This window comes from Rhizobium sp. 05N49 (assembly GCF_056396805.1).
The window spans coordinates 200842-218872 of sequence record NZ_JBFTME010000009.1 but is presented as its reverse complement, the minus strand read 5'-3'; the positions used below and the strand labels follow the sequence as shown (position 1 = coordinate 218872).

The 18031-nt window shown below is 60.0% G+C and carries 16 protein-coding genes; 11 read left to right on the top strand and 5 right to left on the bottom strand.

Annotation, left to right across the window (positions count from 1 at the left end):
• The first annotated feature begins 91 nt into the window (after positions 1 to 91).
• The 4 genes from AC1DF8_RS19805 (at position 92) to AC1DF8_RS19790 (ending at position 4706) form a co-directional block, all read left to right on the top strand.
• Complete coding sequence (locus tag AC1DF8_RS19805) at positions 92 to 1117, top strand: LacI family DNA-binding transcriptional regulator (RefSeq protein ID WP_112968732.1); 1026 nt, start codon at positions 92 to 94, stop codon at positions 1115 to 1117.
• A gap of 21 nt (positions 1118 to 1138) precedes the next feature.
• On the top strand, positions 1139 to 2593 hold the full coding sequence (xylB, locus tag AC1DF8_RS19800; protein ID WP_478154529.1) for a xylulokinase: 1455 nt from the start codon (positions 1139 to 1141) through the stop codon (positions 2591 to 2593).
• A 35-nt stretch (positions 2594 to 2628) separates the two neighbouring features.
• Positions 2629 to 3939 (top strand): xylose isomerase, encoded by a 1311-nt coding sequence (gene xylA, locus AC1DF8_RS19795; RefSeq protein WP_112544306.1) that lies wholly within the window; start codon positions 2629 to 2631, stop codon positions 3937 to 3939.
• A 146-nt stretch (positions 3940 to 4085) separates the two neighbouring features.
• A complete protein-coding gene (locus AC1DF8_RS19790; protein WP_478154526.1) occupies positions 4086 to 4706 on the top strand; it encodes a class I SAM-dependent methyltransferase in 621 nt (206 codons plus the stop codon).
• 19 nt (positions 4707 to 4725) lie between these two features.
• On the opposite strand, the gene AC1DF8_RS19785 is transcribed toward AC1DF8_RS19790, so the two are convergent.
• Both AC1DF8_RS19785 and AC1DF8_RS19780 read right to left on the bottom strand, forming a co-directional pair.
• Positions 4726 to 5112, bottom strand: coding sequence for an ester cyclase (locus AC1DF8_RS19785; protein ID WP_112968735.1), 387 nt, complete (start codon positions 5110 to 5112; stop codon positions 4726 to 4728).
• Positions 5113 to 5205: 93 nt separating this feature from the next.
• Positions 5206 to 6237: a LacI family DNA-binding transcriptional regulator gene (locus AC1DF8_RS19780; RefSeq protein ID WP_112544300.1), complete on the bottom strand. Its 1032-nt coding sequence runs from the start codon at positions 6235 to 6237 to the stop codon at positions 5206 to 5208.
• A 164-nt stretch (positions 6238 to 6401) separates the two neighbouring features.
• Here AC1DF8_RS19780 and AC1DF8_RS19775 point away from each other — a divergent pair, with 164 nt between their 5' ends.
• From AC1DF8_RS19775 to AC1DF8_RS19755, 5 genes are all read left to right on the top strand, one after another.
• Entirely contained in the window at positions 6402 to 7928 is a 1527-nt protein-coding gene (locus AC1DF8_RS19775) for a sugar ABC transporter ATP-binding protein (protein WP_478154524.1), read from the top strand.
• Between the two features lie 84 nt (positions 7929 to 8012).
• A complete protein-coding gene (locus AC1DF8_RS19770) occupies positions 8013 to 9017 on the top strand; it encodes an ABC transporter permease (RefSeq protein WP_478154522.1) in 1005 nt (334 codons plus the stop codon).
• A gap of 87 nt (positions 9018 to 9104) precedes the next feature.
• Entirely contained in the window at positions 9105 to 10052 is a 948-nt protein-coding gene (locus tag AC1DF8_RS19765) for a substrate-binding domain-containing protein (protein ID WP_112544295.1), read from the top strand.
• Between the two features lie 249 nt (positions 10053 to 10301).
• Positions 10302 to 11357 carry a sugar phosphate isomerase/epimerase family protein gene (locus AC1DF8_RS19760; RefSeq protein ID WP_007817498.1) on the top strand — a complete coding sequence of 352 codons (1056 nt, stop codon included), beginning with the start codon at positions 10302 to 10304 and terminating at the stop codon, positions 11355 to 11357.
• A 27-nt stretch (positions 11358 to 11384) separates the two neighbouring features.
• Positions 11385 to 12572: a Gfo/Idh/MocA family protein gene (locus tag AC1DF8_RS19755; RefSeq protein ID WP_113204580.1), complete on the top strand. Its 1188-nt coding sequence runs from the start codon at positions 11385 to 11387 to the stop codon at positions 12570 to 12572.
• 80 nt (positions 12573 to 12652) lie between these two features.
• Here AC1DF8_RS19755 and AC1DF8_RS19750 read toward each other — a convergent pair whose 3' ends face one another.
• Positions 12653 to 13060, bottom strand: coding sequence for a DoxX family protein (locus AC1DF8_RS19750; RefSeq protein WP_113145476.1), 408 nt, complete (start codon positions 13058 to 13060; stop codon positions 12653 to 12655).
• Positions 13061 to 13303: 243 nt separating this feature from the next.
• Here AC1DF8_RS19750 and AC1DF8_RS19745 point away from each other — a divergent pair, with 243 nt between their 5' ends.
• Entirely contained in the window at positions 13304 to 14677 is a 1374-nt protein-coding gene (locus AC1DF8_RS19745; protein ID WP_478154519.1) for a GH1 family beta-glucosidase, read from the top strand.
• A 38-nt stretch (positions 14678 to 14715) separates the two neighbouring features.
• Here the strand turns inward: AC1DF8_RS19745 and AC1DF8_RS19740 are convergent, their stop codons facing one another.
• Positions 14716 to 15180, bottom strand: a complete 465-nt coding sequence (locus tag AC1DF8_RS19740) for a hypothetical protein (protein WP_478154518.1) — start codon at positions 15178 to 15180, stop codon at positions 14716 to 14718.
• Positions 15177 to 15647 (bottom strand): MarR family transcriptional regulator, encoded by a 471-nt coding sequence (locus AC1DF8_RS19735; protein ID WP_183890204.1) that lies wholly within the window; start codon positions 15645 to 15647, stop codon positions 15177 to 15179. The genes AC1DF8_RS19740 and AC1DF8_RS19735 overlap by 4 nt, the downstream gene beginning before the upstream one ends.
• 193 nt (positions 15648 to 15840) lie before the next feature.
• Between AC1DF8_RS19735 and AC1DF8_RS19730 the strand changes: the two genes are divergently transcribed.
• Positions 15841 to 18030, top strand: a complete 2190-nt coding sequence (locus tag AC1DF8_RS19730; RefSeq protein WP_478154515.1) for a bifunctional diguanylate cyclase/phosphodiesterase — start codon at positions 15841 to 15843, stop codon at positions 18028 to 18030.
• Position 18031: the final 1 nt, after the last annotated feature.

Genomic DNA, 18031 nt, shown 5'->3' with positions numbered 1-18031 from the left:
CCCCGATCCATGAGCAGGTGTTTCGCCACGCAATCATTTTTTGATTTACGTACATCAAATTTGGCGCTAATGGTCTCCTCCAGGAGGAGTGATGAGGCCAACCGTTCATGATATCGCCGCTGCGGCGGGCGTTAGTCTTGCGACCGTGGACCGGGTTCTGAACCAGAGGCCGGGTGTGCGCCATGTGACGCGGGAGAAGGTGGAAACCGCGATCCGCGATCTCGGCTATGTGCGCGACGTGGCAGCTGCAAATCTCGCCAAGGGCCGCGTCTATCCGCTGACCTTCATTTTGCCCGCCAGTGACAATTCCTTCATGCATGGCTTGAATGCCGAAATCCGCGCGGCGATTGCGCGCTCGGCCGCCGAGCGTACGGACATTCGGATCGTCGAGGTGCCCGCCTTCGACCCGCAGGCACTCGTGCGCGAGCTTGAAACAGTCGCGGCCGAAAAGCCCTCGGGGATCGCGCTGGTGGCCACCGACGCGCCTGAGGTGAAGGCGATTGTGGATCGGTTGGTCCATGACGGAATTCCCGTCGTCACACTGGTTTCCGATCTGACGGGATCGCTGCGTCATCATTATGCCGGCGTCGACAATATCGCAGCAGGGCGCACCGCCGCCCGCCTGCTCGGCCGTTTCCTTGGCGGCGCTAAAGGCGAGATCGCCGTATTGGCGGGTTCCATGTTGGTGCGCGACCATCGTGAGCGCCTGGAGGGCTTTGCGTCCGTCATGGCGCAGGAGTTTCCGGCGCTGCATCTGTTGCCGGTGCTCGAAGGCCGGGATGACCCTGAAGTTGCCCATATGCTGATTGCGGATGCACTTGGGAAGAACGACGGCATCATCGGCATTTACAGCCTCGGTGCCGGTAATCGCGGCCTGATCCGCGCACTGAAGGAAAAGGCTGCCGACAGGGCATTGACGGTCATTGCCCATGAATTGACGGCACATACTCGCGCTGCCGTTCTCGATGGCACTATCGACGCAATCCTCAACCAGGATGCCGGCCATGAGGTGCGCAGCGCGATCCGTGTTCTCAAGGCAAAGGCGGACGGGCTTGCCGTCATCGATGCGCAGGAGCGCATTCGCCTCGACATATTCCTGAAAGATAATCTGCCGTAACGGCAAAGGGAGAAACACCACATGTATCTGGGTCTCGATCTCGGAACTTCGGGCGTCAAGGCGATGCTGATCGACGGCGATCAGAAGATCATCGGCTCGGCCAATGGTTCGCTCGACGTCTCGCGCCCGCATTCCGGCTGGTCCGAACAGGAACCTGCCCATTGGGTACGCGCCACGGAAGAGGCCGTCGCCGGCCTCAAGGCCAAGCATCCGAAGGAGCTTGCCGCGGTCAAGGGCATCGGCCTCTCCGGCCAGATGCACGGTGCAACGCTGCTCGACGCTTCCGACAAGGTGCTGCGCCCCTGCATTCTGTGGAATGATACGCGCTCCTATATCGAGGCTGCCGCGCTCGACGCCGATCCGCGCTTCCGCAAGCTGACCGGCAATATCGTATTTCCCGGATTTACCGCGCCGAAGCTTGCCTGGGTTGCCAAGAACGAACCCGAGATCTTCGCCAGGGTCGCAAAAGTCCTGCTGCCGAAGGATTATCTGCGCCTCTGGCTGACAGGCGAGCATATTTCGGAAATGTCTGACTCGGCCGGTACGTCCTGGCTCGATACCGGCAAGCGCGCCTGGTCGTCCGAGCTTCTGGCTGCCACCAATCTCGATGAAAAACAGATGCCGACACTTGTCGAAGGCACGGAGCAGGGCGGCAAGCTGCGCGCCGCGCTCGCTTCGGCCTGGGGCATATCAGGCGATGTCGTCGTTGCCGGCGGTGCCGGTGACAATGCGGCCTCGGCCTGCGGCATGGGCACGGTCAGCGATGGCGCTGCCTTCGTTTCGCTCGGCACATCGGGTGTTCTGTTTGCCGCCAATGCCGCCTACCTGCCGAAGCCGGAAAGCGCCGTCCATGCCTTCTGCCATGCTCTACCGAACACCTGGCACCAGATGGGCGTCATCCTGTCGGCCACCGATGCGCTGAACTGGCATTCGTCGGTTACCGGAAAATCGGCCGCCGATCTCACCAGCGAACTTGGCGAAAGCCTGAAGGCGCCGACCGGCGTGACTTTCCTGCCCTATCTCTCGGGCGAGCGCACGCCGCACAATGATGCAGTCATCCGCGGCGCCTTTATCGGCCTCGGACATGAAAGCAGTCGTGTGGTGCTGACGCAGGCAGTGCTGGAAGGCGTGTCCTTCGCGATCCGCGACAATCTCGAAGCGCTGCGGTCTGCGGGCACGGATATTTCCCGCGTCACGGCGATCGGCGGCGGTTCGCGTTCGCGCTACTGGCTGGCCTCTATCGCCACTGCGCTCGGCGTTCCCGTCGACCTGCCGGCGGATGGCGATTTCGGTGCCGCCTTTGGTGCTGCCCGCCTTGGCCTCATTGCTGCAACAGGCGCCCATCCGATTGCCGTCTGCACCCCGCCGGTTACGGCCGGTACAATCGAGCCGGTCGCCGCACTCAGCGGCGCCTATGAGGATGCCTACAAGCGCTATCGCGCGACCTACCCGGCGATCAAGTCGCTGGTCCATTGATCCGTCCATAAGAACTGAACCCAAGGAGAACCCAAATGAGCACCGGATTTTTCGGCGACATCCAGAAAGTGAAGTACGAAGGCCCAGACAGCACCAATCCGCTGGCCTTCCGCTACTACCAGCCGGACGAAATCGTTCTCGGCAAGCGCATGGAAGACCATCTGCGCTTCGCGGTTGCCTATTGGCACACCTTCACCTGGCCGGGCGGCGACCCCTTCGGCGGTCAGACCTTCCTGCGTCCCTGGTTCGAAGACACGATGAAGGCTGCCAAGCTCAAGGCTGACGTCGCTTTCGAATTCTTCTCGCTGCTCGGCGCGCCCTACTACTGCTTCCACGACGCCGACGTGCGCCCGGAAGGCAAGAACTTTGCCGAAAACACCAAGAACCTGAACGAGATTGTCGACTACTTCGCCGAAAAGCAGGCCGCTACCGGCACCAAGCTGCTCTGGGGCACGGCGAACCTCTTCTCGAACCGTCGCTACATGTCGGGTGCTGCAACCAATCCGGATCCGGACGTCTTTGCTTTCGCCGCTGCGACGGTCAAGACCTGCATCGACGCCACGCAGAAGCTCGGCGGCGAAAACTACGTTCTGTGGGGCGGCCGCGAAGGCTATGAAACTCTGCTCAACACCGATATCGGCCGCGAGCTCGACCAGCTCGGTCGCTTCCTCAACCTCGTCGTCGAGTACAAGCACAAGATCGGCTACAAGGGCACGATCCTGATCGAGCCGAAGCCGCAAGAGCCGACCAAGCACCAGTACGACTATGACGTCGCGACGGTCTACGGCTTCCTCAAGAAGCACGGCCTCGAAAACGAAGTGAAGCTCAACATCGAGCAGGGCCATGCGATCCTCGCCGGCCATTCCTTCGAGCATGAGCTGGCGCTCGCAAATGCGCTCGGCATCTTCGGCTCGATCGACATGAACCGCAACGACTATCAGTCCGGCTGGGATACCGACCAGTTCCCGAACAACGTTCCGGAAATGGCTCTGGCCTATTACTACGTTCTGGCGGGCGGCGGCTTCAAGACGGGCGGTACCAACTTCGATTCGAAGCTGCGCCGTCAGTCGCTTGATCCGGCAGACCTGCTGATCGGCCATATCGGCGGCATGGATTGCTGCGCCCGCGGCCTGAAGGCTGCTGCCAAGATGCTCGAAGACAAGGCTCTGTCGCAGCCGCTCGCAGACCGCTATGCCGGATGGAATTCGGCTGAAGGCCAGAAGCTCTTCCGCGGCGAATATTCGCTGGAAGAGATTACACAGTGGGTCGAAGGCAAGGACGTCAACCCGCAGCCGAAGTCCGGCAAGCAGGAATTGCTCGAAAACATCGTCAACCGCTACGTCTGATTAGTGGTTGGACTTTTTGAAGAGCCGGGGAGCGAAAGCTTCCCGGCTCTTTCGTTTGCGAAGGTGAATACGGCTCATTGTGCTGGTCGGTCCCATAGAAATCTGGCATGCATCAGCGGCGATGACGAAAATGGTTGGAGCGCTTCATGTCTGACGATCGTAGGCTGCATTGGGAAAACGTCTATTCGACCAAGGGCGAGGCCGATGTCTGCTGGTTTCAGGAAAGCCCAGCACCCTCTCTAGACCTGATCCATCTCGTTCAGGCAAAGCAATCAGATGCCATCGTTGATGTGGGCGGCGGAGCTTCAAGGCTCGTCGACAGCTTTCTTGCCGAAGGGTTGGGCCATGTGACCGTACTCGATCTCTCGGCGGCTGCGCTCGACAAGGCGCGAAAGCGGCTTGGCGCGAAAGGCGATCGGGTGACCTGGATTGCTGGTGACGCTACCCAGTGGGAGCCACCGGAGGCCTATGACATCTGGCACGACCGTGCGGCCTTTCATTTTCTAACCGACGCGGTCGAGCAAGCGGCCTATATCGAGCGGTTGAAACGCGCGCTGAAGATCGGCGGGCATCTGATCATGGGAACTTTCGCCCTTGATGGACCGGAAAAGTGCAGCGGTCTGCCGGTTGCGCGACACAGCGCCGAGAGCCTCGCAAATTTGCTGGGTGCTGGATTTAAACTGATCGATAGCCGCCGCCATGATCATTCGACACCCTGGGACAGTGTGCAGAAATTCCAGTTCAGCACGTTCCAACGGGTCGCATAACCCGCGAAACCTGATAGCTTCAAAGCTGCGCTTCGATGGCGGCCTTGTCTATGACGGACCAGACGTTTTGGATTTTTCCATCCAGAAACTCGTAGAAGACATTTTCGGCGAACTGCACCTTCCTGCCGTTGACCGGGAAGCCAAAAAGCTCTCCCTTCGGTGTACAGTCGAATTGCAAGCGGCTCGCCACGCGCGGCGCCTCGCAGATCAGCAGCTGGATATCGAAGAAGAGATCGGGGATGGCGCGAAAGTCGCCTTCGAGCATCTCGCGATAGCCGGACAAGCCGATGCGCGTGCTATTGTAACGAACGTCCTCGTGGACGAAATTTCCGAGATTGGCCCAATCCTGGCCATTCAGGCAGGCAATATAGCCTTGGTATCTGTCGGCCAGTTGATCTTGCGTCATCTCGTTTGCCTCGCCTAACGAAAGGGTCCGTTGTCAACTTAGAACGGCGTGGCGTTCGGGCAATGGCAGATCGAGGGGCTTCAAGCTTCGAGGCTAGCGCTTCTGCCAGTTGCGTGGCGGTGCGGAGACGGAATTGCGCACCACGAGATCCGGCCGCAGCAAGATTTCTTTCTCGGCGGGACGGCCGTCACCCAGCAGTTCCAGGAGCAGTGCCATGGCCTGTTTGCCGATTGCCGTGCGCGGCTGGCGGATGGTGGTCAGCGACGGGCTCATGAAGACGGCTTGCGGCACGTCGTCGAAGCCGGTGACTGAAAAATCCTGCGGGATATTGTAGCCGCGGGCGTTCAAGCCGATCATGACGCCGATCGCTGTCTGGTCGTTGACGCACATGAAGGCAGTCGGCAGCGTGTCGCGCATGAAAAGCTGCTCCACAGCATGGCGGCCACTTTCGATCGTGCCATCGCCTTCCAGCACGATACGCGTGTCTTTCGGCACGCCGGCAGCATCCAGGCCCGCGTCATAGCCCTGCCGGCGGCGGCTGTAGGCAAGGCGGGTGCGGGAATCGCCGATGAAGGCGATCTTGCGGTGACCTTCCGCCAGAAGCAGGTCGACGGCTTTCCTTGCGCCCTCAATGTCGTCGACGCCGACATAGGGGATGCCACCATTGAAGACGGGTTCGAAGACGCCGACGCTCGGCGGTAGCTGCGCCGTAACCATCTGATGGCCGAACGGCAATATGCCGGTAAAGAGGATCAGGCCGGCCGCCTGGTTCGAATTGAAAAATTTCAGATATTCCAGGCCACGCTGCGCATCATTTTGCGTATGGCCGATCAGGACACCGTAGCCATGGGCCCGCGCCTCGTTTTCCAGGCCGATCAGGATGTTGGAAAAGTTGGGGTCGCCGATATCGGGCGCCACGACCAGGATCATGTTGGAGCGACCGAGCCGCAGGCTGCGCGCCATGGCATTGGTCGTATAGCCGGTGATGGCAATCGCCTGATTGACTTTCAGGCGCGTGGAATTGGCCACCTTTTCGGGCATGTGGATCGCCCGCGATACCGTCGCGATGGAAACCTCGGCGATCCGGGCGACGTCTTCGATTGTAGCGGGCGTGGAATTCGACACGTGGTCTGCCTTGGGCTGTCTTCGCCGCACACTACACAGACTTGTCCGGAGGTCAAAGGCACCGCACAACAGATCTGTGTAAATCCACGATGTAAACCTTTACATGCCTGATGTAAAGGTTTACATATGCCAACATAAGCGGATGGGAGCCGCAGGAGGAAATCATGACCGTGGATACCGCAGAGGCTGCACCGGTGGTGTTGTCCGCCAGGCGCATTTGCAAGTCTTTCAGCGGCGTGCAGGTTCTCTTCAGCGTCAATTTCGATCTCCGTGCCGGTGAAATCCATGCGCTAATGGGCGAAAATGGCGCCGGAAAATCCACTCTCGTCAAGATTCTCTCCGGCTTCGAGCAGCCAACCTCCGGCGAGATCCTGCTCGACGGCGAGCCAGTGGTGTTGCCTCCGAACGGCGCAGCCGAAGCGCTCGGCATTGTCATCATTCATCAGGAATTCAATCTGGCCGAACATCTGACGGTCACCGAGAGCCTGTTCCTCGGTCGCGAGGTCACGCATTTCGGGGTGCTCGACCGCAAATATATGCGCTCGGAGACACGTCGCGTGTTGGATGTGCTCGGTTCGCATGTCGATGAGAACGCGATGATCAGTTCGCTGCCGATCGCCGACAAGCAGATGGTCGAGATTGCCAAGGCAATCAGCCGCGATGCCCGCGTTGTCTTCATGGATGAGCCGACCGCCGTTTTGTCGCGCGAGGAAATCAATATGCTCTTCAAGCAGGTGCGTAAGCTGCGCGATCAGGGCACCAGTTTCGTCTTCGTTTCCCACAAGCTTGACGAGGTCATGGAGCTTACCGACAGGGTCACGGTCCTTCGCGATGGCCAGTGGGTGAAGACGGCTCCGACCTCCATGCTGGATGGTGAATCCATTGCGCAGCTCATGGTCGGCCGCGAGCTTTCGAGCCTCTATCCGGCCAAGGTCGAGCCCAATGTCGACGAGGAAGTCGTGCTTCGCGTCAGTTCGGTTTCGACCGGCTACGTGCAGGATGCGAGCTTCGAAGTGCGTAAGGGTGAGGTGATCGGATTTTCCGGACTTATCGGTTCGGGTCGTACCGAGCTGATGGAGGCGATCGCCGGTCTGCGTTCGCGCCTTTCCGGCGAGGTCGTCATCCACGGCGAAAGCGTGTCTTCGGGTGACGCGCGTGCCGCCAATCGCGCCGGCCTTGCTTATATGACCAAGGACCGCAAGTCCAAAGGGCTGCTGCTTGGTTCGGGCATGATCGCCAACCTGACGCTGCAATCGCTCGAACGCCATGTCAGCCATGGTTATCTGAGCCCGAACAGCGAAGCGGCAGCGCTTGCCAAGGCCAAGCGGCGCTTCGACATCCGCGTACGCGACGGCAATATCATTGCGGGCCGCATGTCGGGTGGCAACCAGCAGAAGCTGCTTCTCGCCAAGGTCATGGAGACCGAGCCGCAGATCATCATCATCGACGAGCCGACGCGCGGCATCGATGTCGGCACCAAGCAGCAGATCTATCATTTCATTTCGGCGCTCGCCCGCGACGGGCGGTCGATTATCGTCGTGTCCTCGGAAATGCCTGAAGTCATTGGGCTTTGCACGCGGGTTGCCGTGATGCGCGAAGGCCGGATCGTCGGCATCCTCGAAGGCGATGAAATTTCCGAGCAGGAAATCATGCGTTACGCCGCGGGGCTGAAGCGTCAAGCGGCTGCCTGATGCCGGCGAGGCGCGACGCGAGCGGACCGCGCGCGAGACAAACAGGATGCCCAGCAATCATGGGACGGGAGGTTGGTTTTGGACATGAGTGTTAACGAGGAGACCAGGGAGATCCGGCGCAGATCCTGGCGTGACGTCGATCTGCGCGCGGTTGCCCCCTTCGCCGCACTGGCCTTGCTCCTCATCGTGGGCGCACTGGTCAATCCGAATTTCATCGGCATCACCAATCTTACGAACGTTGCAACGCGTTGTGCCTTCATCGCCATCATCGCCGTTGGTGCGACCTTCGTGATCTCGGCAGGCGACCTCGACCTTTCCGTGGGCTCCATGGTGGCCTTCGTCGCGAGCCTGATGATCCTGCTCATCAATTCCGGCGTCATTGCCGATCCGGTGCTGATGCTGACTGCTGCCGTCGTCTTCGCCGTGGTCGCCGGTGCGCTTTGCGGTCTCGCAAACGGCCTCATCACGACGGTCGGCAAGATCGAGCCCTTCATCGCCACGCTCGGTACGATGGGCATCTATCGCGGTCTGACGACGTGGCTGTCGCAGGGCGGAGCAATCACATTGCGTTCGGCTGATATTCAGACGCTTTATCGGCCAGCCTATTTCGGCGGTATCTTCGGTGTCCCGGTGCCGATCGTCGTTATCCTGGTCGTTACCGCCATTGCGGCTTTCATTCTCTACCGTACGCGCTATGGCCGTCACGTCGTGGCGGTCGGTTCGAACAGCGATGTTGCCCGCTATTCCGGCATTGCGGTCAACCGGGTGCGCACAATCGCCTTCGTCATTCAGGGACTCTGCGTGGCGATCGCCGTGTTGCTCTATGTGCCGCGTCTCGGCTCGACTTCGGCAACGACGGGCATTCTGTGGGAGCTGCAGGCAATCACGGCTGTCGTTGTCGGCGGCACGGCCCTGAAGGGCGGTGCGGGCCGCGTCTGGGGCACGATCTGCGGCGCCTTCATTCTTGAGCTCGTTGGCAACATCATGCTGCTTTCGAACTTCATCAGCGAATATCTCATCGGCGCGATCCAGGGCGCGATCATCATCATCGCCATGCTGGTGCAGCGGTCGCTGGTGCGCAAATCGTAAGACAGGCCTGCTTCTTGGATTGGCCGGGCTATCCAGGGCACCCGGCCCGGATTGAATAAGTCCCTGATATTTTTGGGAGGAAATAGCATGCGCAAGCTCATGTTGGGTCTGGCTGTTGCGGGGGTGGCTTTTGCCGGCGCAGCCTACGCCCAGGACAAGAATTATACGATCGGCGTGTCCATTCCGGCCGCCGACCATGGCTGGACGTCGGGCGTCGTGTTTCACGCCGAGCGCATTGCCAAGAAGCTGATGGCAGAGCATCCGGGCCTGAACGTCATCGTCAAGACCTCGCCGGATGCCGCAACGCAGGCAAATGCCGTGCAGGACCTCGACACACAGGGCATCGATGCGCTCGTCATCCTGCCGTCGGATCCGGATCCGCTCGTCAACGCCATCAAGGAAGTCAAGGGCAAGGGCAAGTTCGTTGCACTCGTCGACCGTGCGCCGTCGAGCAACGACAATTCCGTGCGTGACCTCTACGTTGCCGGCAACAACCCGGCGCTCGGCGAAGTCGCCGGCAAGTACATTGCCGAAAAGACCCCGGAAGCCGAGGTCGTCATCATCCGCGGCCTGCCGATCCCGATCGACCAGCAGCGCCAGGACGGCTTTGACAAGGGCATTGCAGGCTCCAAGGTCAAGGTTCTCGACCGCCAGTACGGCAATTGGAACCGTGACGATGCCTTCAAGGTCATGCAGGACTATCTGACCAAGTATCCGAAGATCGACGTTGTTTGGTGCCAGGATGACGACATGGCTGTCGGCGTTCTGCAGGCCATCGAGCAGGCCAAGCGCACCGACATTCAGTATGTCGTTGCCGGCGCTGGCTCCAAGGACATGATCAAGAAGGTCATGGACGGCGACAAGCTGATCCCGGTCGACGTTCTCTATCCGCCGGCAATGGTCGGTACGGCCATGGAACTGACGGCTGCTGCGCTCTACGATCAGGTTCCGGTTCACGGCAACTATATCCTCGACGCAACGCTCGTCACCAAGGACAATGCCAAGAACTTCTACTTCCCGGATTCTCCGTTCTGATATCGGCTTTCATGTATGCGCCCATTCGAGAGGATGGGCGCATTTTTCATGCCTTCGGACAAGTTGAAGCCAAAATGCGGCACGTACCTCTTGCCGATCCGCGGCGAGCGTGATTAGGTCCAGACCGCGTTGATTTCGGCCCACCCGCTTAAATCTCTCGCATTGGCGGGGAGGCGCCTTTTCTTTATCGAACGGCGCGCTAAGATTTCTCGAAAACGTTTACGATCGATATTCAGGGAGGAAACTGACATGAAGACGATCAAGGGACCAGGCCTGTTCCTCGGACAGTTCGCTGGCGATACCGCGCCTTTCAATTCATGGGACGCGATCACCAAATGGGCGGCCGATATCGGCTACAAGGGCGTGCAGGTTCCGACCTGGGCAAGCCAGCTCATCGACCTCAAGAAGGCGGCGACATCAAAGGATTACTGCGACGAATTCGCAGGCAAGGCGCGTGAAAACGGCGTCGAGGTTACCGAACTTTCCACCCATCTCCAGGGCCAGCTCGTTGCCGTGCACCCGGCCTATGACGAAGCCTTCGACGGTTTTGCAGCACCCGAAGTGCGTGGCAATCCGAAGGCGCGTCAGGAATGGGCGGTGCAGCAGGTCAAGTATGCGCTGACCGCTTCCAAGCATCTCGGCCTCAAGGCGCATGCGACTTTCTCGGGCGCGCTTGCCTGGCCTTTCATCTATCCCTGGCCGCAGCGCCCGGCCGGTCTCGTCGAGACCGCTTTCGACGAGCTTGCCCGCCGCTGGAAGCCGATTCTCGATCATGCCGATGAAAATGGCATCGACGTCTGCTACGAAATCCACCCGGGCGAAGACCTGCACGACGGCATCACCTACGAGATGTTCCTGGAACGCGTCGGCAACCATCCGCGCGCCAACATGCTCTATGATCCCTCGCACTACGTTCTGCAGTGCCTCGATTACCTCGACAACATCGACATCTACAAAGACCGGATCAAGATGTTCCACGTCAAGGATGCCGAGTTCAACCCGACCGGACGTCAGGGCGTTTACGGCGGCTATCAGGGCTGGGTCGAACGAGCCGGCCGCTTCCGTTCGCTGGGTGATGGCCAGGTCGATTTCGGCGCCGTCTTCTCGAAGATGACCGCCAATAATTTCGACGGCTGGGCCGTGGTCGAGTGGGAATGTGCGCTGAAGCATCCGGAAGATGGTGCCCGCGAAGGCGCTGAGTTTGTTGCGGCCCACATCATCCGCGTCACCGAAAAGGCCTTCGACGATTTCGCTGCCGGCGGCACCGATCAGGCAGCCAACCGGCGCATGCTGGGCCTGTCGTAAGCGGATCAGGATTTCGAGGAGAAAATCATGGCAATCGAAGCATCATCCGAACAGGCCCGCGAGCCGCGCATCCGGCTCGGTATGGTCGGCGGTGGGGCAGGGGCCTTCATCGGCGCCGTTCACCGCATCGCGGCGCGTATCGACGATCAGTATGACCTGATCGCCGGTGCGCTCTCGTCGACGCCGGAAAAGGCTGCCCAGTCCGGTCGCGATCTCGGTCTCGATCCGTCGCGCACCTATTCCAGCTACCGGGAAATGGCGATCCGCGAAGCGAAACTGAAGAACGGCATCGAAGCCGTTTCGATCGTGACGCCGAACCACGTCCATTATGACGCCGCCAAGGAATTCCTGCGCCGCGGCATCCACGTCATCTGCGACAAGCCGCTGACATCGAACCTCGCCGATGCCAAGAAGCTGAAGAAGGTTGCCGACGAGAGCGGCGCGCTCTTCATCCTGACGCATAACTATACGGGCTATCCGATGGTTCGTCAGGCGCGCGAAATGGTTGCCAATGGCGAGCTCGGCGATATTCGTATCGTTCAGGCCGAGTATCCGCAGGACTGGTTGACCGAAGCGATCGAACAGTCCGGCCAGAAGCAGGCCGCATGGCGCACCGACCCGGCGCAATCCGGCGTCGGCGGCTCGACCGGCGATATCGGCACGCACGCCTATAATCTGGCTTCGTTCATCACCGGTCTCGAACTCGACAGCCTTGCGGCCGATCTCGACAGTTTCGTACCGGGCCGTCGTCTCGACGACAACGCCCATGTGATGCTGCGCTTCAAGGCCAAGGGTTCGGAAAAGCCGGCCAAGGGCATGCTCTGGTGCAGCCAGGTGGCGCCGGGTCATGAGAATGGCCTCAAGGTGCGCGTTTACGGCACCAAGGGTGGTATCGAATGGGTTCAGGCCGATCCGAACTATCTCTGGTACACGCCGTTCGGCGAATCCAAGCGGCTGATTACCCGCAACGGCGCCGGCTCCGGTGCGGCCGCTGCCCGCGTTTCCCGCGTTCCGTCGGGCCATCCGGAAGGCTATCTCGAAGCTTTCGCGACGATCTACACGGAAGCCGCACATGCCATCAACGCGCACAAGAAGGGCAGGGCGGTCGACAAGGCCGTGGTCTACCCGACCGTCGATGACGGTGTGAAGGGTGTCGCCTTCGTCGAAGCCTGTGTGGCTTCATCCAAGCGCAACGGCGCCTGGGTCAAGGTCTGAGTTTACGTGCCGATCAGGTCCGTATGATCAAAAACGCCGGGGCGGTTCGATATTGCCCCGGCGTTTACGTTTTGTGGCAATCAGGCCGCAACCTCGGTACGGCCGCGCTTCAGCAGATTATCGACGCTGAACGGGCCTGCGCCGGCGGCGACGATATAAAGCAGAACGAAGCAGAAAAGGATGGCGGCGACACCACCGTTCTGTGCCGGAAAGAAGCTCTTCGATGCGTGGCCGATGAAATAGGCAAAGGCCATCAGGCCCGAAAGCACGAAAGCTGCGATGCGGGTCTGGAAGCCGATGAGTACCAGAAAGCCGAGCGTGAGTTCGAGGAGGCCGGCGACCCAGGGCAGCGAGCCGACGGGCGGTACGCTCGCTGCAGCCGGGAAATGCAGGATCTTCTGTGTTCCATAGCTGAAAAGCACGAGGGACGAGACGATACGCAGCAGGCTCAGCAGGTGCGGCTGCAGCAGGTGAATCGAAGAGAGCATTCGGTTCCTTTCATATTGTGATGCCCTTTCCGGTGTAAGGATCAAGATCGTGACAGCAAATCACGACTGCTGACATTGGCGTTACGACGGTGAGATGCCGGGTTCCGTGGCAGGCTTATTGCTGTTTTGTCACTCTTCCTGCAACGTTGCAGTTTTTCTTTCCGTCGGCCTGTACTTTGCTATCAGGCTTGGCTAAACCCCGGGCAAACGGTCAATCCACAACCTGAGAGATGGGATTTACAGATGATCGATCCGAAAACGCTTGCCGCCCGCTTTCCCGGCGATTTCACGTTCGGCGTTGCCACCGCTGCCTTCCAGATCGAAGGCGCCAGCAAGGCCGATGGCCGCAAGCCGTCCATCTGGGATGCCTTCTGCAACATGCCCGGCCGCGTCCATAACCGTGACAACGGCGATGTTGCCTGCGACCACTATAACCGGCTGGAGCAGGACCTCGATCTGATCAAGGATATGGGCGTCGATGCCTATCGTTTCTCGATCGCCTGGCCGCGCATCATCCCCGACGGCACGGGCCCGGTGAATGAGAAAGGCCTCGATTTCTACGATCGGCTCGTCGACGGCTGCAAGGCGCGCGGTATCAAGACTTTTGCGACGCTCTACCACTGGGATCTGCCGCTGCTGCTTGCCGGCGACGGCGGCTGGACGGCACGATCGACGGCCTATGCCTATCAGCGCTATGCCAAGACTGTCATGAGCCGTCTTGGCGACCGTCTCGACAGCGTCGCCACTTTCAACGAGCCGTGGTGCATCGTGTGGCTCAGCCACCTCTACGGCATTCATGCGCCGGGCGAGCGTAACATGCAGGCCGCGCTGCACGCCATGCACTACATGAACCTGGCGCACGGCCTTGGCGTCGAAGCGATCCGTTCGGAAGCACCTGGTGTGCCTGTTGGTCTGGTGCTCAATGCTTCTTCGATCATTCCGGGCTCCGATAAGGCTGCCGATCTTGCTGCCGGCGAGCGCGCGCACCAGTTCCACAACGGCGCCTTCTTTGATCCGGTCTTCAAGGGCGAGTATCCGAAGGAATTCGTCGAAGCGCTCGGCGATCGCATGCCCGCGATCGAGGACGGCGATCTCAAGATCATCAGCCAGAAGCTCGACTGGTGGGGCCTCAACTATTACAAGCCGGAGCGCGTTGCCGACGATGCCAGCCGCAAGGGCGATTTCCCCTGGACGGTGGAAGCACCTCCGGCCAGCGACGTGAAGACCGATATCGGCTGGGAAGTCTATTCGCCGGGCCTCAAGCTGCTCGTCGAGGATCTCTATCGCCGCTACGACCTTCCGGAATGCTACATCACCGAGAATGGCGCCTGCGACAATACCGATGTCGTCAATGGCGAGGTCGATGACGTGATGCGCCTGGACTATGTCAGTGACCATCTCAATGTCGTCGCCGACCTGATCAAGGACGGATATCCGATGCGCGGCTATTTTGCCTGGAGCCTGATGGACAATTTCGAATGGGCGGAAGGCTATCGCATGCGTTTCGGCCTCGTTCATGTCGATTATGGAACGCAGGTTCGTACGGTCAAGAAAAGTGGCAAGTGGTATCGCGAGCTCGCCAGCCAGTTCCCTAAGGGCAACCACAAGCCCGTTTGAGGCCAAGGATTTCGGCAGGGCATCGATGCCCTGCCGTTTCAGATCGCGTTCAACTTCTCTGCTGCAGCGAGACGTTTTCCTCTGCTCAATTTCCGCCCGTCGCGGAAATTGAGGGCAAGTAGCGTCAGCTGCGTAGAGCCGGCCAGCAGTTCAAGGGTCTGCATGGCGTAGAAAACACCGTCAAGCAGACCTTCATCCGCGCGACGGTAGAGCAGGATTGCCAGGGGCAAGAGGACCAGCAGCCCGTTTGCGGCAATGACCTTCATCCGCCAGCGCTTCCTGTCGATAGCCGGCGAATGACGACCTCGGGCGAGCGAAAAACCGCTGCCGCCAGTGATTGCGAGCGCCGGGATCAACAGACAGAGACCGGCAAGAACTGCCTTCTTGACGGCAAGAATTGCGGTCGCATCCAGAAGAAGCTCGGAAGTCAGCGTTGCGGTCAGAAAGCCCGCAATCAGGATCATGGCGATTGTGCCCGCGCCGGCATGAACGAAGGTTTTCATTTCCGTTCCTCGCTTTCCGTGGCGTCCAGCGCCAGCCTTTGGTCGAACCTGCTCAGAAGATCGAGTGCCGTCTGTAGTTCCGGTGCGTCTAGTCCGCGGGCCAGCGCATTGGCCCAGCCGGTATGAAGCGCTGATATCCTCGCGTAGCTCTCAGCGCCCTGCGGCGTCAGCACATAGAAGGGCGAGCGCTGATGGCGCGGGTTGGGCCGCCTTTCGACGAAGCCGTCTTCCTCCAGCTTGTTTACCTGCTTTTGGGCTCCCTGACGGGTCATGCCCATCATCTCCGCGATGGCGGGAACCGCGACATGACCGGAAGACAGCGAGATCGCTCCGAGCACCTGCCAGCGGGCGCTCGTGAGGTTGAGCGGTGCGCCGAGCCGGTCGCCACCGTCCAATAGTCGTCCGTTGATGCGGAAGATCATCAGCATGATGTCCGTCAGCAGGTCTGCTTCGATCGTCCGCTTCAATATGCCGTTCTCCATTTGCATTGTGGAAACCAGTTGCCATTATTGGAAACCGGTTGTCAATCTGTAAAAACATGCGGCATTCGAGTAAATCCTGAGCCGGATTCTCGATTGTTCTCATGATTTTAAGCGTTTCTTGACCCTTGACTGCGAAGATTTCTGGAACTGGGAGTTGTGTGAGTTGCCGGCAGTCTTGATGTCAAAAAACAATGGATCGGGTTTAGGCCGCCATACCACGGTCACTGGCGTGCTTTTTTCCTTCGCGGTCATTGTTGCTGTTGTCACCATCATGGTTTTGACGGCGCTGGAACGCGTCTCCGAAAATGCCAATGTGCTCGACGACGAGCGTTCGCGCGAAACCACCGTCGGCGCACTCAAGACCTTCGAAGACCAGCTTGCCGCGACGCTTGACGATTATGCCGCCTGGGATGATGCGGCTGCCAATGTCTACGCGCCGGAGGGCATGGCGTGGACGGTCAGCAATTACGGCGAGATGTCCCTCAACAGCCCTCTCTTCGACATGGCTATCGTCATTGATGACCAGAAGAAAACCGTCATGGCCTATCAGGACGGTTTGCCAATGCAGATGCCGGTAGACGATTTCTTCTCCCCCTCGCTTTGGCGGCTTCTGGACAAGGTTCGCGCACCTGATGTCGGCGAGAAGCCGCAGGCCACCGGTTTCATCAAGACTGCCAGGGGTATTGCCGCTGTCGGTATCGCGCTTGTGCGGCAGAAGTCGGGTGAGCTTGATATGCCCGACGGTCAGCATCGCTATCTGGTTTTCGCCCGGCATCTCGACGAGGACAAGATCTCCGCTCTCGGCACGACTTACGTCCTGAACGGGTTACGACTGGTGCCCGCAGATTTTGCCGCGGCCTATTCGGTGGAAATTGCAGACCCTGCTCGGGCGGTTCTCGGCAAGCTAGTCTGGGTGTCGCGTTCGCCCGGCGATATTGGTTACGCGCAGGTGAGGCCCATGGTCATCCAGGCGCTTGGTCTTGTCGGCCTGTTCTTCGTCGTCCTCCTCATAATCGGTTGGATGACCGGCCGGCGGCTGAAGGCCGAGGAAAACAGCGCGCGTGAAGAAGCACTTCGAGATCGCCTGAGCGGTCTTTCCAACCGCGACGGCCTGGGGCTTGCCGTCGACCGCTTCGTTGCGGAAGCCCGGCAGACGAAGCGGAACGTGCTGCTACTCTATCTCGATCTCGACGGCTTCAAGGAAGTCAACGACAGCTACGGGCACGGCACCGGCGACCAGTTGATCCGCGCTGTCGCGGCAGGACTGGACGTGCTGATCCCCGAGGACGCGGTGCTCGCCCGCATCGGCGGTGATGAGTTTGCAATCGCTTTCCTTTCGGATGCGGAGAATGCGGCCGCATTGCAGCTTGCGGAGCAGATCCTCGATTTTCTTGCTGAACCGCTCGAAGTCGGCCGCCGTATCGTCGTGGTCGGCGCCAGCATCGGCATTGCCATGTCATCGCTCGGTTCGATCGCCCGGGAGGAGCTGGTACGCCGCGCCGACCTCGCCATGTACAAGGCGAAGGAGGCCGGCCGCGCCCGCATGACACTTTACGATCCGGCCATGGATACCGATCGCGCGCAGCGCAACGCGCTGGAGCTCGATCTGCGCATGGCGATCGAAAGCGGCGATCTCACGCTTGCCTATCAGCCGCTCGTCGATGCCGCGACGCATGAGATGAATGGCGTGGAAGCGCTGGTGCGCTGGAACCGGCCAGGCCACGGTCCGGTTTCGCCCGAGGTTTTCATTCCGATCGCCGAGACCAGCGGGCTCATCGAATCCCTCGGCCTTTTCGTGTTGCGCAAGGCCTGCGAAACGGCAAAGCAGTGGCCGGAACTGAAGATCTCGGTCAATGTTTCACCGGGCCAGTTCCGCAATCCGGCCTTCACCGATTATGTTCGCTATGTACTGAAGCAGACGGACATCGAGGCCAGCCGCGTCACGCTTGAGATCACCGAAGGCTACATGATCCAGAACCCGCAGCGCACGCGCCAATCGATCGAGCGATTGAAGTCGCTCGGCGTCAAGGTGGCGCTCGACGACTTCGGTTCCGGCTTTTCTTCGATCGGCTATTTGCGGCAGTTCGGCTTCGATCGCATCAAGATCGACCGCTCACTCGTCACCGATATTACCGGCGACAGCCGGCAGCGGGAGATGCTGCAGGCGACAGTAGCACTTGCCCGCGCGCTGGATATTCCGGTCACGGCCGAAGGCATCGAGACGGAGGAGCAGGCGGTTGCGCTGCGCCTCTTTGGCTGCGACAGTCTGCAGGGCTATTTCTTCGGCAAACCGATGACTGCCGACCACATCAATGACCGATTGCAGGAGCACCGTGAAGCACGGGTCTTGCGCCGGATCGCCGGCTAAA